Source organism: Saccharopolyspora sp. ID03-671 (assembly GCF_045278815.1).
Lineage (GTDB): Bacteria > Actinomycetota > Actinomycetes > Mycobacteriales > Pseudonocardiaceae > Saccharopolyspora > Saccharopolyspora ipomoeae.
Genome location: NZ_CP134054.1, coordinates 2,380,077 through 2,393,682, shown reverse-complemented (window position 1 = coordinate 2,393,682; position 13,606 = coordinate 2,380,077). Strand labels below are relative to the sequence as shown.

Below are 13,606 nucleotides of genomic sequence, written 5' to 3'. Positions count from 1 at the left end.
CTCAGCAGCAGCGGGAGCCGGGGTTGGCGTCCTGCTTGTCGATGTGGGCCTTCCAGAACTCGCGCTCGGACATCGGCTGCTGGTCCGGGTGGTGGGTGCGGTGGTGTTCGAGGTAGGTCTCGTAGGCCGTCTCACCCACCACGCCGCGCACGATCTGCCAGGCCGCGCGGACGGATCCGCGCAGCCTGGTCAGCGTCGTTCCGGTCAACTCCCGCTCCCGGACGCGGCGAGCTCCTTCTGCTTCCGGCGCTCCTCGGCCGTCGGGATGAGGCCCGCGGGCGCCCACAGCTCCGACTCGACGTACTCGGCCTCGGTGCTGGGCAGCGGCTCGGTGGCGCGCAGCGCCTTGATCCAGACGCGGACGGCGTCCACCAGCACGATGATGATCAGCACCGCGAACAGCACGCTCAGCACGCCGTCCACAGTGGAGTTGACCACGACCTTCTGCATCTCCTCCACGGTGGAGGCGCTGCCCTTGCTGGTCTGCCCGGCGTCCAGCGCCGCCTGGTAGGACGCCCGCTGCGCGAAGAACCCGATCTTGGCGTCGGAGGAGAAGATCTTCTGCCAGCTCGCCGTCAGCGTCACCGCCGCGTCCCAGGCCAGCGGGATCAGCGTGACCCACGCGTACTTCGCCTTGCCCGCCTTGATCAGCAGCGTCGTGGCCACCGCGAGCGCCACCGCCGCCAGCAGCTGGTTGGCGATGCCGAACAGCGGGAACAGCTGGTTGATGCCGCCCAGCGGGTCGTTCACGCCGGCCCACAGGAAGTAGCCCCACGCGCCCACGATGATCGCGCTGGCCAGCCAGTTGCCCGGCTTCCAGCTGACGTCGCCGAAGCGCTTCCAGACGTTGCCGACCGTGTCCTGCAGCATGAACCGGCCCACCCGGGTACCGGCGTCCACAGTGGTCAGGATGAACAGCGCCTCGAACATCACCGCGAAGTGGTACCAGAACGCCTTCATCGCGTCCCCGCCCATGACCTGCGAGAACACCTCGGACAGGCCCAGCGCCAGGGTCGGTGCGCCGCCGCTGCGGCCCACCAGGGTCTCCTCCTCGACGGCCGCGGCGGCCGCCGACAGCTGCTCGGGGGTGACGTGGAAGCCGATGCCGGCCACCGCCTGCGACGCCGACTGCACGGTGTCGCCGAGCGCGTTGGCGGGCATGTTCATCGCGAAGTAGATGCCCGGATCGATGATGCAGGCCGCCGCCAGCGCCATGATCGCCACGAACGACTCGGTGAGCATGCCGCCGTAGCCGATGACCCGGATCTGCGATTCCTTCTCGACCATCTTCGGCGTGGTGCCCGAGGAGATCAGCGCGTGGAACCCGGACAGGGCGCCGCAGGCGATCGTGATGAACACGAACGGGAACAGCGCACCCGAGAACACCGGGCCCTTGCCGTTGAGCGCGAAGTCGGTGACCGCCTCGGTCTGCATCGCCGGCATCGCGATCAGGATCGACACCGCCAGCAGCACGATCACGCCGACCTTCATGAAGGTGCTCAGGTAGTCGCGCGGCGCCAGCAGCATCCACACCGGCAGCACCGAGGCGATGAAGCCGTAGATGATCAGCGCGAAGGTGACCTCGTTGCCGGAGAGGGTGAAGAACTCCGCCATGCCGGACTCGGCCACCCAGCTGCCGCCCGCGATCGCGGCCAGCAGCAGCACGATGCCGATCACCGACACCTCGACGATCTTGCCCGGGCGCAGGTAGCGCAGGTAGAAGCCCATGAAGAGGGCGATCGGGATCGTCATGCCGATGGAGAACGCGCCCCACGGCGACCCCTTCAGCGCGCCCACCACGACCAGCGCCAGCACCGCCAGCAGGATGATCATGATGGCGAGCACGGCGATCAGCGCCGCCACGCCGCCCACCGGGCCGATCTCCTCCCGGGCCATCTGGCCCAGGCTGCGGCCGTTGCGGCGGGTGGAGAAGAACAGCACCACCATGTCCTGCACCGCACCGGCGAAGATCACGCCGAGGATGATCCAGATCGTCCCGGGCAGGTACCCCATCTGCGCGGCCAGCACCGGGCCCACCAGCGGACCGGCACCCGCGATCGCGGCGAAGTGGTGACCGAACAGCACCCGCCGGTCGGTCGGGTGGAAGTCAGCACCGTTGTTGAGCCGCTCCGCCGGAGTCGCCCGCTTGTCGTCGACGCCCAGGACCCGCTTGGAGATGAACCGCGCGTAGAAGCGGTAGGCGATGGCGTAGGAGGCCAGCGCCGCGAAGACCAGCCAGGCGGCCGAGATCTCCTCACCGCGCACCAGCGCGATCACGCCCCAGCTGACCGCGCCGACGAGCGCGACCAGCACCCAGACCACGATTTCCTTGGCACTCATTCTGCGCTTCCGAGCCGATCCACCGCTCGGGGCCGTTGTCGTAGCCACCGTCTCGGACTCCAATCCTGCTGTGCGAGACGCGTGTGCACAGCAGTTCTAGAGCATCGGCGCGCGCGTCTGGAATGTCCAGCCCGTTTCGCCAGCGTAATCAGGATGTGAAGTCCTCACCCGACGTCGCGGGTGAGCGCGGCCAGCTCGTCGAGCTTCCGCAGCGTCTCGTCGCGCGGAAGCGTCGGCAGCATCAGCAGCGCGCGGTCCACACCGGCCTCCGCGTAGCCGGTGAGCTTCGCGGCGTCGTCCTCGGCGCCGAACAGCGTGACCGGGACCCTCTTCCCCGCTTCGTCGCGCACCCGGGAGATGAGGTCGCCGAGGTTCTCGGTGCCGCCGCGCGGCAGCCAGCCGTCGCCGAACTCGGCGACCCGGGCGATCGAGCGCTCGCTCTCACCGCCGATGTAGATCGGCGGGTGCGGCCGTTGCACCGGCTTCGGCCACGCGTAGATCGGGTCGAAGTCGACGAACTCGCCGTGGAACTCGGCCTTCTCCTGCGTCCAGATCTCGCGCATCGCCCGGATCCGCTCGTCCATCAGCCTGCCCCGGGTGCGCGGATCGGTGCCGTGGTTGCGCATCTCCTCGCGGTTCCAGCCGGCGCCGACGCCGAAGACGGCCCGGCCGCCCGAGATCAGGTCGAGGCTGGCGACCTCCTTGGCGGTGGTGATCGGATCGCGCTCGACGACCAGTGCGATACCGGTGGCCAGCAGCAGGTTCTCGGTGACCGGCGCGATCGCCGACAGCGCCACGAACGGGTCCAGAGTGCGGTAGTAGATCCGCGGCAGCTCACCGCCGCCCGGGTACGGCGACTCGCGGCTGGCCGGGATGTGGGTGTGCTCGGCGAGGAACAGTGCGTCGAAACCGCGCTCCTCCAAAGCCCTGCCGAGATCCACCGGTCCGATGCCCTCATCGGTGACGAACGTCGAGATGCCGAACTTCATGGCGACTCCTCCTCGCAGGATGCGGCCGCCACCAGCCCTACCGGTGCGCGCGGGGGACGGCAAGGCGGTCCCGGGGCGTGGGCCGGTGGCGTGAATGCGCCCGACGGACTGATCAACACGGCCGCGCGTCGGTAGAGTCGCCGCAGTTGATCGCTGCCGATTCGGTAACGACCGAGAACCGGCCACAACCCAGGAGGGGGTCCCGGGCGTCGTGCACAGATGTGACGGTGTCGATCGCAATGCCTGCGACCGTCCGGCCCGGTGACAGGTCGGCGGTCATGGACGAGCTGACGAGCAAGCTGACCGACCTCTACCAGGAGCACTACGCGCAACTGCTGCGCATCGCGGTGCTCCTGGTGGACGACCGCGCCTCCGCCGAGGACATCGTGCAGGACGCCTACCTGCGCGTGTTCGACTCGCGGAACCGGTTGCGCGATCCCGACAAGGCGCTGGCGTTCCTGCGGCAGGCGGTGCTCAACAGGGCGAGATCGACGTTGCGCAGACGCCTGGTGGCGCGCAAGTACCTGCCGAAGCTGGCCGTGGACGACAGCCTGCCCGACGACACCGGGCGCGGGCTCGACCGCGCCGTGCTCGCCCAGGCGCTGGCGCGGCTGCCGCGCAGGCAGCGGGAGGCGATCGTGCTGCGCTACTACGCCGATCTGAGCGAGATCCGCACCGCCGAGGTGATGGGGTGCAGTCAGGGCTCGGTGAAGTCCTACTGCTCACGCGGGGTGTCGCGGTTGTCGGAACTGCTGGGGGAGAGGGTGTGAACGAACTCGATCGCGACACCGAGCTGGTGCGCGCCCGGCTGCAGCGGGCGGTCGCCGACGTCGAACCGGCGCCGGACGCGCTGCCCAAGCTGCTGTCGGCAGCACGGCGTCGTCGCGCGCCGTACCGGAGACCGACGTTCCTGATCGTCGCCGCGGCCGTCGTGGTGGCGGTGTTCGCGGGCGTCGCGGTGGGATTCCAGACGCCGACGCCGCAACCGGTGAGCGTCCGCCCGGGCGACTACCTGGCCGCCGTGGGGGCGGGGGTGATCGCCTCGTTCGACGTCGCCTCCGGGCGCGAGCAGGCCGAGCTGGCCCGCATCGACGGGGGAGAGGTCACCGAGCTGGCGGGCGACCGGGGGCGGGTGTACGCCGCGGTGTCCACTGGCGACGGTGGCCGGGTCGTCGAGGTGGCCGCGGGCGGGCAGCGTCCGCTGGCCGAGGTCCGCGACGGCCGCGCGCTCACCGCCAACGGCGGTCGCGTCGCCTACGCCGACGGGGATCGCGTCGTGGTGTGGGCCGGTGGCGCGCGCCGGGACCTGCCGACCCCGGGACTGCGGGTGCTCGACCTGGCGCTGTCCGGCGACGGCAGGCTGGCCCTGCTCGCCGAGCGCGGCGGCCCCGCCGAGCTGCTGCTGACCGGACCCGAACCGACCACTGTGGACGGGGCTGAGGAGCTGCCGACCGGGCCCTGCGCGCCGCTGGCGATCACCGGATCGGGCCAGGACATCGCGGCCCTGGAACCGGCCGACTGCACCGCGCTCGACCGCGCCCGGGTCGCCACCTACGCCGCCGACACCGGCCGCAAGATCGCCGCCGGCACCCCCTTCGCCACACCACCGCTGACCGAGGGGCCGGTGGGCCTGTCCACCGACGTCCAGGGCCGGGCCCTGGTCGCCCTCCCGGGCCGGGGCCAGTGGCTGGTCGACGGCTCCCAGATCCTCCCGCTCCCGCTGCCCTGCGAGTGCCGGGTCCCCGCCACCTTCTGACGCCTTCACCCGAGCGGGGGAGAGAAGTTGGTCGCGGGTCGGGAGGTGCCCCATCCTCGTGGAGGCCCACGAGGGCCGGGGCGCGGAAGGGTTGGGGTGGTCGTGCGGGGATTGCGGCGATTGGTGCTCGTGGCGTTGGACCGCCCCCGGTGGCAGCAGCTCGTGGCGTGCTGCGTGTCGCTGTGGGCGCTGGCGTGGATCGCCGGGCAGTTCGTGGACCCCGACGACGCGCCGAGCGCGCTGGGCGTGCTCGGCGATCTCGCCGCCCGCTTCGGGATGACCGGCGGTGGCTGGGCGGAGCGGGTCACCGAGACCTGGCAGCACAGCGGCGGAGGTCTCGCGCTGTTCGGCGGACTGCTGTGGGCCGCCACCACCGAACGCGGCCAGCTGCCCGCGCTGCTCGGCTGGGTCGCGGTGATGCTCGGGGCCGAACGGCTCGGCTACCGGCCCGCGATGCTCGCGGCGCTGGCCGGCATGGTCGGCTTCGTGCTGCTGCTGTGGATCACCGCGCACCTGTCCCGCCGATTCCTGGACGGGACGACGCTGTTCCCCAACGACGTCGTGCGCGCCGGGGTCACCGCCGCCGCCCTGGCCGCCGTGGTGCCGCTCTACGCGCCGATGCTGTTCCTCACCCGGCTCGGCAACCCCTACCTCACCAAGGGACCCCGCCCGGTCCCGGCCCAGCGGCGCGAGGAAACCCAGATCACCGATCGCGAACGGGCCTGAGAACTGTCGAGGACTCGCTTTGCTCGGCGGTGCGGGCTGCGAGGGTGGTGGAAGAGGATGCGGCTCCGCCGCATTCACAAATCCCTTAGGGGTTGAGCCGGAGGCCGCGTTCGGCCATCGCTCGTAGCTCCAGGTCGTCGGGGTGGGAGGGGCGCTGCGACCAGACGACCTGCACGACCCGGACCTGAGTTCCGTTCTGCTGCACGGCCTGCGCCGCGTCGCCGAACTCGCGCGGAGCGCCCGGCCAACCGCGGCCCTGCGCGAGGAGATCGGTGACGCCGCCGGTCCCGGCCGACTCCAGCAGCTCGCGCAGCCGCGTCCCCGAACCCTGGTCCGCCACGTCCACGATCGCGACCGACACCGCCACCGGCGACGGGCCCAGGCGCGTCTCGAACACCCCGCGCCGCAGGCTCCGGCACGGTTGCTGCTGGAACCACCGCTGCACGTCGCCGTAGGAGTTCGGGGCGCACGCGGCGACGTGGTCGGCGGCGCGCAGCGCGAACTCCACGCCGTCGACCCGCTGCGCGGCCGCCTCGGGCGGGCTCGCCGACGGAGATCCCAGCAGCAGCGCGCCGACCAGCGCGCACAGCAGCACCGCCACCGCTGCGCCGATCAGCTTGCCGCGCGGCGCCGGTCGAGGAGGTTCGGCGGCGGGCGGGTCCTCGGAGTACTTCGGGATGAGCGCGGTCTCGACGCGGGACAGGTCCACGTCCGGCGAGGCCGGGAACCCCTCCTCGACCAGCTGCTCGTCGGTGACCTCGGCGCCGAGCACCTCCAGCAGCGCCCGCGCCGACCCCGCGCCGCACGAGCTCTCGTAGGTCGCCAGCTCGCGCGCCGCCGACAGCACCGAGGTCGTGTTCGGCGAGACGACCCGCACCCCGCGGTGCAGGTCGGTGGTCGGCTGGGTGACCTGCCCGACGTAGGGGCCGACCGCGACGACCGCCGCCACCGGCAGCGGTTCGAGACCGCGGGTCTGCAACCCGCGGGCCAGCGCAGCCGCCGATTCCAGCCCCTCCTGAGCCGGGTTGACCTTGCCCTCGGTGCGCACCAGCGGCCAGCCGTCCACCGTCCACGGCGTGCCCACCGGGGCTTCCAGCTTCAGCGCGGGCTCCGGCAGGTCCACGCCGAGCACTACGATCACCCCGCGGGGAAGCACGATCACCGCGTCGAGCTCGCGCGGACCGCCCGGAGGGCGGCAGCCGAGCACGGCGACGCCGCCGAGCACCGAACGGCCCGCGCCCCACGCGGCGATGGCCGCCCGGACGTCGGCGCCGACCTCGGTCGGTTCCGCTCCGAGCCGCACCAGGTGCATCGGGCCTCCTCGGGAATCGCGGTGTGCCGGGCCCTTCCAGGCCGACCCGACGACGGTAGCGGGGGTGGGGGCGCCGCGTACCGCAGATCGCGCATTCGCCCGATCGAGTGGTAATCGCCACTCGTCTGCCGAGGTCGGGTTGCTGCGTCCGAGGGATGTCGATCACCCGGCACGACGCTCGGATCAGCGGTTTCAGTGAATCTTCGTCACCGGAGCACGAGTGGTCTCGGCTGGTGCCGGGCGTTTTCGGTGGTGGACGCGTGTTGATGTCGCGGTGGCGAAGATCTCCACCGGCGATGCAGAATGACGCCGCAACTGGTGATCGCCGGGTTCGCGAGGTCGTAGGGGAAGACGTCCCTCGTCGAATAGCGGAGGTCAGCAGTGAGCACCCGTGGCAGCGACAGTGGCCTCACCAGCGGTGTGGTCTACATCCACTCGTCGCCGTCTGCGGTCTGCCCGCACGTCGAGTGGGCGATTTCCGGCGCACTCGGCACTCGGACGGAACTCCGCTGGACGGCGCAACCGGCAGCCCCAGGTCAACTCCGCGCGGAGTGCACCTGGACGGGCGAGCGGGTACCGGAGCACGCCTGGTGACCGCGCTGCGCGCGTGGCCCATGCTTCGCTTCGAGATCACCGAGGACCCCAGCACCGGGGTCGACGGGCAGCGGTACTGCCACGCGCCCGGACTCGGCCTCTGGCGCGCCTGCACCAGCGCCAATGGTGACATCGTCGTGACCGAAGATCAACTCCGCACGCTCGCGGCGAATGCCAAGGGCCCGGAGGCCTTCGCTCACCGCGTCGAGCAGCTGCTCGGCGCGGCGTGGGACGACGCCCTGGAGCCCTTCCGGCGCGCGGGTGACGGCGCACCGGTGACCGTGCTGCACCGCGTCGGCTGATTCCGGGGAACCGCGCACGCGGGTGATCCCGCTGTGCGAAGCTGTGGCCGTGCGTTCTTGGCTGAAATGGGGCATCCCGCTCGCCGTCGTCGTGCTGCTCGCGGCCGGAGGTGGTGGGGTGCTGCTGGCCCAGAACGTCTACTACGGGGAACGCCCTAGGGCCACCAGCAACGGCGTCTCGCCCCAGCGGGGCCTGGTGTCGCGCTCCGGCGTCGAGTACACGCCGGACGCCGCCGCCTTCCCGGACCAGCGGATCATCGAGGGCCTGCTGGACAACTACTTCGACGGCATCAACCGCAAGAACTACGAGCTGTGGAAGTCCACGGTCCCGCCCAGCAAGTGGCGCGAGCTGCCGCAGAGCAAGTGGACCGAGGCCTACGACACCACCCGGGACTACGAGATCAAGGTGCACCGCATCGACCCGGGCCAGGACCGCTCCGCGCTGGTCATGCTCAGCTTCAAGAGCGAGCAGAGCCTCGAGGACGCGCCTCCGCAGGTCAAGGCCACCTGCGTGTCGTGGAACGTCGTCTACCCGGTCGTCGTGGACGAGAACGGCAACGCCGTGCTCGACATCAGCAAGCTGCCGAACAGCGCCATCGCCGAGCGCTGCGGCTGAGACCGGGGACCGGGGAAGCACCGGAACGCGGGGACGGGAACGCGCCCGCCCCCGCGATCGGTGTCATGCCTTGGCGAAGGCGAGGGCCACGTTGTGGCCGCCGAAGCCGAAGGCGTTGTTGATGGCGGCGGTCTGCTCGACGTGACGCGGCTTGTCGGCCACCACGTCCAGCTCCACCTTGGGGTCGAGGTTCTCCAGGTTCTGCGTCGCCGGGATGACGCCGTGGTGCAGCGAGAGGATCGTGACGATGCTCTCGACCGCCCCGGCCCCGCCGACCAGGTGCCCGAGCGAACCCTTCGGCGCGGTCACGACCGCGCCGTCCCCGATGGCCTTGCGCACCGAGTTCGCCTCGCCCACGTCACCGACCACGGTCGAGGTGGCGTGCGCGTTGACGTGCCCGATGTCGGACGGCTGCAGCTCGGCGGCCGCCAGCGCCTTGCGCATGGCCGCGACCTGACCCAGACCGTCCGGGTGGCTGCCGGTGATGTGGTAGGCGTCCGAGGTGATGCCGAACCCGGCCAGCCGGCCGTAGATCCGCGCACCGCGCGCCTTGGCGTGCTCGGCGCTCTCCAGGATCACCACACCGGCGCCCTCGCCCATCACGAACCCGTCGCGGTCCGCGTCGAACGGGCGGGAGGCGCGCTCCGGCTCGTCGTTGCGGGTGCTCAGGGTCCTGGCCTGGGCGAAACCGGCGATGGTGACGGGGTGGATGCAGGACTCCGCACCACCGGCCACCACCACGTCGGCGTGCCCGTACTGGATCATCTCGGCTGCCTTGGCCAGGCCCTCCGCACCGGACGCGCACGCCGAGGCCGGCGAGTGCACCCCGGCGCGGGCGCGCAGCTCCAGGCTGACCATTGCCGCGGGCCCGTTGGGCATCAGCATCGGCACGGTCAGCGGCGAAACCTTGCGCAGGCCACCGGCTTCCAGCAGGTCGTCCTGCTGCAGCAGGGTGAGCGGGCCACCGATGCCGGTGCCCAGCGCCACGCCGAGCCGATCCGGGTCGACCGGTTCGGTCTCGTCCGTGGGCATCTCGAAGCCGGCATCCGCCCACGCCTCGCGAGCCGCGATGACCGCGATGGCCTCGCAGCGGTCCATCCGGCGCAGCTGCACGCGCGGCAGCACCTCGCTCGGGTCGACCGCCAGCGGGGCGCCGATCTTGGCGGGAAGCTCGTAGGTGTCGAGCCATTCGGCTTCCATGCGGCGGATACCGCTGGCACCGTTGAGGATCCCGTCCCAAGTGGACGCCACGTCACCGCCGAGCGGTGTCGTCGCGCCCAACCCGGTGATGACGACTTCGCGGGTCATTTGTTGTTGACGATGTAGTCGACCGCATCGCCGACGGTCTTGAGGTTGGCCAGCTGGTCGTCCGGGATCTTGACGCCGAACTTGTCCTCGGCCTGCACGGCGATCTCCACCATGGACAGCGAGTCGATGTCCAGGTCGTCGACGAAGGACTTGTCGGTGGTCACGTCGGCCGCGTCGGTGCCCGCGACCTCCTCGACGATGGTGGCGAGACCCTGGGTGATTTCTTCGTTCGACACTGGTTTCGTTCCCTTCCTGGTTCTTACGTCCCTACCGGCGGGCCTGCGGCCTGGCGGTGGCTTACTGGTGGTGATCAGGGGCAGACGGCGACCTGGGCGGCGTAGGACAGCCCGGCCCCGAAGCCCACGAGGAGCATGACGGCGCCGCTGGGGATCTCCCCGGCCGCCCGCATGTGGTCGATCGACAGCGGGATCGACGCCGACGACGTGTTGCCGGAGTAGACGATGTCACGCGCGACGACCAGGTCGTCGCGGGCACCCTTGCTCTGCAGCTTCTTGCCGATGGCCTCGACGATGCGCAGGTTCGCCTGGTGCGGGACCAGGACGTCGATGTCGGAGAGCTGCAGACCCGCGGCCTCGACGGCCTCGATGGCCACCGGCGCGATCTGGGTCGTCGCCCACCGGAAGACCGACTGGCCCTCCTGGTAGATGTACTTGTTGTCGCGCAGGTAGATGGTGTCCACCAGATCACCGGCGCTGCCCAGCACGCCCGGCCCGAGCTGCGGCTCCTCGGCCGCGCCGACCACGCAGGCGCCCGCGCCGTCGGCGAAGATGATGCAGTTGGCGCGGTCCTCCCAGTCCAGCCACTCCTGGAACCGCTCGGAACCGATGACCAGCACGTTGCGCGCCGACCCCGCGCGCACCGCGTCGGAGGCCTGCGCGGTCGCGTAGACGAACCCGGCGCAGGCGGCGTTGAGGTCGTAGGCGCTCTTGGCCTTGATGCCGATCTGGTCGGCGACCTGGGCCGCGGCGTTGGGGATGCCACCCGGCATCGTGCAGGTCGCGACGATCACCTGGTCCACGTCGGACGGGTCCAGCCCGGCGTCGGCGACGGCTTTCGCACCCGCCTCGACGGCCATGCTGACCACCGTCTGGTCCTCGTCGCCGAGGCGGCGGTGCACGATCCCGACCCGCTGCTGGATCCACTCGTCGTTGGTGTCGACGATCTTGGCCAGGTCGTGGTTGGTGACGATCCGGTTGCCCTGGCTGCTGCCGAAGCCCAGCAGCTTGGTACCCGCCACGGCGGGTTTCGATGCGATGCGGGGCAGGCTCACGCGGCGCTCCCGAGCTGGTCGGCGACCTTGTCCAGGTCGGCAGGGGTCTTGAGGGCGATCGTCTGCACGCCCTTGAGCGCGCGGCGCACCATGCCGGTCAGCGCACCCGCGGGCGGGAACTCGACCACGGCGTCCACGCCGCGCTCGCCCAGGGCGGTCATGCAGCTGTCCCAGCGCACCGGGCTGGTCACCTGGCTGACGAGTCGATCGAGGATGTCACCGGCGGAGGTGACCACCGCGCCGTCGGCGTTGGACAGCAGCGGCAGCACCGCGTCGGTGGCCTGGACGTCCTCCGCGTGCTTGGCGAGGGTGTCCCGGGCCGGGGCCATGAAGCGGGTGTGGAAGGCCCCGGCGACCGGCAGCGGGCGGACGCGCGCACCTTCCGGCGGCTCGGCGGCCAGCTGCTCCAGCGCGCCGTTCTTGCCCGCCGCGACGATCTGACCGGCGCCGTTGCGGTTGGCCGGGTCGAGACCGAGGCGCTCCAGGGTCTCCAGAACGGTCTGCTCGTCGCCGCCGAGCACCGCCGCCATCCCGGTGGGCTCCAGCGCGCAGGCCGCCGCCATCTCGCGGCCGCGCACCGCGGCCAGCGCCACGGCGTCGTCGGGGGAGAGCGCACCGGCGACGGCGGCCGCGGCGAGCTCGCCCACCGAATGACCGGCGACCGGGGTGTCGGCGGGGACGTCGAAGCGGCGGCGCAGCTCCTCGGCCGCGATCAGCGACAGCGCGACGACCAGCGGCTGGGTCACCGAGGTGTCCTTGATCTCGTCGGCCTCCGCGGTGGTGCCGAGTCTGATCAGGTCCAGGCCGGTGAGCTCCGACCAGCGGCCGAGTCGGTCCTCGACGTCGTCGAGCTCCAACCACGGGTTGAACATCCCTGGGGCCTGGGACCCCTGTCCGGGAGCGAGAAGCGCGATCACTCTTGCTACTGAACACCTGGTGGCGGTGGCGGGGTGATGCCGACGGGGACGAAACCCGGCTCGCAATGTTGTGGAGTGTCTACAAGCACCGCCCTGAGCAGGGGTTCTTAACTGGGGAATTGTTGTCGGGCGTGTCCGGTCGGTGACTCCGCGAGGGGAGAGACGGCCGTCACCACAGGCCGCGCGCCTTGGCCAGCCTGCCCACGGCGAGCCCGACCCGGAGCACGTGCGCGTCGCGGGCGTTGGAGGGCGTGCGCCCGGTCAGCTCGGCGACGCGCCGGAGGCGGTAGCGGACGGTGTTGGGGTGCACGTAGAGCTGGCGGGCGCAGTTCTCCAGCACGCCGCCGACCTCCAGGTAGGTGTCGACGGTCTCCATCAGCGCGCCGCCCGCGTCGACCAGCGGCAGCACGATGCGCTCGACCAGCTGCCGCTCGGCCTCCGGATCACCGGCCAGCGCGCGTTCCGGCAGCAGATCCGCGGAGGGCACCGGGCGCGGGGCGGTCGGCCAGGCCACGACCGAGCGCAGGGCCGACATCGCGTCGGCGGCGGAGCGGTGCGCGTCGGCCAGGCTCGGCATGCTCGGCCCGGCCACCACCGGGCCCTCGCCGAAGGCATCGGTCAGGCCGAGGGCGATCTCGTCGTTGTGGCGCTCGTCGCCGGCGCCGCCGAAGACGACGACCAGCCGCGAGCCCTGCACGCCCAGCAGCACCGGGCAGCCGATCCGGGCGGCCTTGCTGCGCACCTGGTAGACGACGGTCGGCGGGTCGTCGGAGGGCGCGTTGCCGACCAGCACGGTGGCCTCCGAGGCGGGGTCCCAGCCCAGCGCGGCGGCGCGCGAGAGCAGCGACTCCTCGGCGTCGCCGCGCACGATGCCGTCGACGACGAGCGCCTCCAGCCGGGCGTCCCACGCGCCGCGGGACTCGGCCGCGGCGGCGTAGGAGGTGGCGGCCGCGAAGGCGATCTCGCGGGTGTAGCGCAGGATCGCCTCCAGCAGCACGAACCGCTCGTGCTCCTTCTCGGCCAGCTCGGGGAGCTGCTGCTCGAAGACGTCGATGGCGACGCGGACCAGCTCCAGCGTCTGCCGCAGGCTGACCCAGCGGGACAGGTCGCGGGGCGCGTTGCGGAACGCCTCGGCGGTCAGCCGGATGGACTGGCTGGAGTCCTGCATCCAGGCGACGAAGTTGGAGACCCCGGTCTGGGTCACCAGCTGCACGCTCGCTCGCTGGTCGGCGGGCAGCCGTTGGAACCAGGGGAGTCGCTGCTCCATCGCGGTGATGCTGGCCCCGGCGAGCCCGCCCGAGGCCCGCTCCAGTCGCCGCAGCGTCGCGGCGCACACCTGATCTTGCGTACCGGTGTCCCGCTCACCAGCGTCTTCGGTACTCATGCGGACAGAATCGCACGCCCGAGATCAGCGCGGTCGTGGGGCGCTCGGGGAAGCGAGACGGCTCACGCGCG

13 protein-coding genes and 1 pseudogene are annotated in these 13,606 nt (G+C 71.5%); 5 read left to right on the top strand and 9 right to left on the bottom strand.

Annotated elements, in window-relative coordinates:
* Nucleotide 1: 1 nt before the first annotated feature.
* The 3 genes from REH65_RS10660 to REH65_RS10650 all read right to left on the bottom strand — a co-directional run bounded on the left by REH65_RS10660 (nucleotide 2) and on the right by REH65_RS10650 (nucleotide 3,329).
* Nucleotides 2–208, bottom strand: coding sequence for a YbdD/YjiX family protein (locus REH65_RS10660; RefSeq protein WP_281457946.1), 207 nt, complete (start codon nucleotides 206–208; stop codon nucleotides 2–4).
* Nucleotides 205–2,340, bottom strand: a complete 2,136-nt coding sequence (locus REH65_RS10655; RefSeq protein ID WP_406692300.1) for a carbon starvation CstA family protein — start codon at nucleotides 2,338–2,340, stop codon at nucleotides 205–207. The genes REH65_RS10660 and REH65_RS10655 overlap by 4 nt, the downstream gene beginning before the upstream one ends.
* A gap of 164 nt (nucleotides 2,341–2,504) precedes the next feature.
* Nucleotides 2,505–3,329, bottom strand: a complete 825-nt coding sequence (locus REH65_RS10650; RefSeq protein ID WP_406692299.1) for an LLM class F420-dependent oxidoreductase — start codon at nucleotides 3,327–3,329, stop codon at nucleotides 2,505–2,507.
* Between the two features lie 239 nt (nucleotides 3,330–3,568).
* Between REH65_RS10650 and REH65_RS10645 the strand changes: the two genes are divergently transcribed.
* The 3 genes from REH65_RS10645 to REH65_RS10635 all read left to right on the top strand — a co-directional run bounded on the left by REH65_RS10645 (nucleotide 3,569) and on the right by REH65_RS10635 (nucleotide 5,811).
* Nucleotides 3,569–4,099 carry a SigE family RNA polymerase sigma factor gene (locus tag REH65_RS10645; RefSeq protein WP_406692298.1) on the top strand — a complete coding sequence of 177 codons (531 nt, stop codon included), beginning with the start codon at nucleotides 3,569–3,571 and terminating at the stop codon, nucleotides 4,097–4,099.
* Nucleotides 4,096–5,085 (top strand): hypothetical protein, encoded by a 990-nt coding sequence (locus REH65_RS10640; RefSeq protein WP_406692297.1) that lies wholly within the window; start codon nucleotides 4,096–4,098, stop codon nucleotides 5,083–5,085. The genes REH65_RS10645 and REH65_RS10640 overlap by 4 nt, the downstream gene beginning before the upstream one ends.
* 123 nt (nucleotides 5,086–5,208) lie before the next feature.
* Entirely contained in the window at nucleotides 5,209–5,811 is a 603-nt protein-coding gene (locus REH65_RS10635) for a hypothetical protein (protein ID WP_406692296.1), read from the top strand.
* Between the two features lie 85 nt (nucleotides 5,812–5,896).
* Here the strand turns inward: REH65_RS10635 and REH65_RS10630 are convergent, their stop codons facing one another.
* Complete coding sequence (locus REH65_RS10630) at nucleotides 5,897–7,123, bottom strand: hypothetical protein (RefSeq protein ID WP_406692295.1); 1,227 nt, start codon at nucleotides 7,121–7,123, stop codon at nucleotides 5,897–5,899.
* A gap of 381 nt (nucleotides 7,124–7,504) precedes the next feature.
* On the opposite strand from REH65_RS10630, the pseudogene REH65_RS10625 reads away from it, so the two are divergent.
* A pseudogene (locus tag REH65_RS10625) lies at nucleotides 7,505–8,019 on the top strand (DUF3145 domain-containing protein).
* A gap of 49 nt (nucleotides 8,020–8,068) precedes the next feature.
* Complete coding sequence (locus REH65_RS10620) at nucleotides 8,069–8,635, top strand: hypothetical protein (RefSeq protein WP_281457938.1); 567 nt, start codon at nucleotides 8,069–8,071, stop codon at nucleotides 8,633–8,635.
* 63 nt (nucleotides 8,636–8,698) lie between these two features.
* Here REH65_RS10620 and REH65_RS10615 read toward each other — a convergent pair whose 3' ends face one another.
* The 5 genes from REH65_RS10615 to REH65_RS10595 all read right to left on the bottom strand — a co-directional run bounded on the left by REH65_RS10615 (nucleotide 8,699) and on the right by REH65_RS10595 (nucleotide 13,535).
* Nucleotides 8,699–9,943, bottom strand: a complete 1,245-nt coding sequence (locus REH65_RS10615) for a beta-ketoacyl-[acyl-carrier-protein] synthase family protein (protein ID WP_406692293.1) — start codon at nucleotides 9,941–9,943, stop codon at nucleotides 8,699–8,701.
* Nucleotides 9,940–10,179 carry an acyl carrier protein gene (locus REH65_RS10610; protein ID WP_281457936.1) on the bottom strand — a complete coding sequence of 80 codons (240 nt, stop codon included), beginning with the start codon at nucleotides 10,177–10,179 and terminating at the stop codon, nucleotides 9,940–9,942. The genes REH65_RS10615 and REH65_RS10610 overlap by 4 nt, the downstream gene beginning before the upstream one ends.
* 74 nt (nucleotides 10,180–10,253) lie before the next feature.
* Nucleotides 10,254–11,234, bottom strand: coding sequence for a beta-ketoacyl-ACP synthase III (locus REH65_RS10605; RefSeq protein WP_281457935.1), 981 nt, complete (start codon nucleotides 11,232–11,234; stop codon nucleotides 10,254–10,256).
* A complete protein-coding gene (locus REH65_RS10600; protein ID WP_406692292.1) occupies nucleotides 11,231–12,151 on the bottom strand; it encodes an ACP S-malonyltransferase in 921 nt (306 codons plus the stop codon). Before REH65_RS10600 ends, REH65_RS10605 begins: the two co-directional genes overlap by 4 nt.
* A gap of 169 nt (nucleotides 12,152–12,320) precedes the next feature.
* A complete protein-coding gene (locus tag REH65_RS10595; protein WP_281457933.1) occupies nucleotides 12,321–13,535 on the bottom strand; it encodes a helix-turn-helix domain-containing protein in 1,215 nt (404 codons plus the stop codon).
* Between the last annotated feature and the right edge of the window lie 71 nt (nucleotides 13,536–13,606).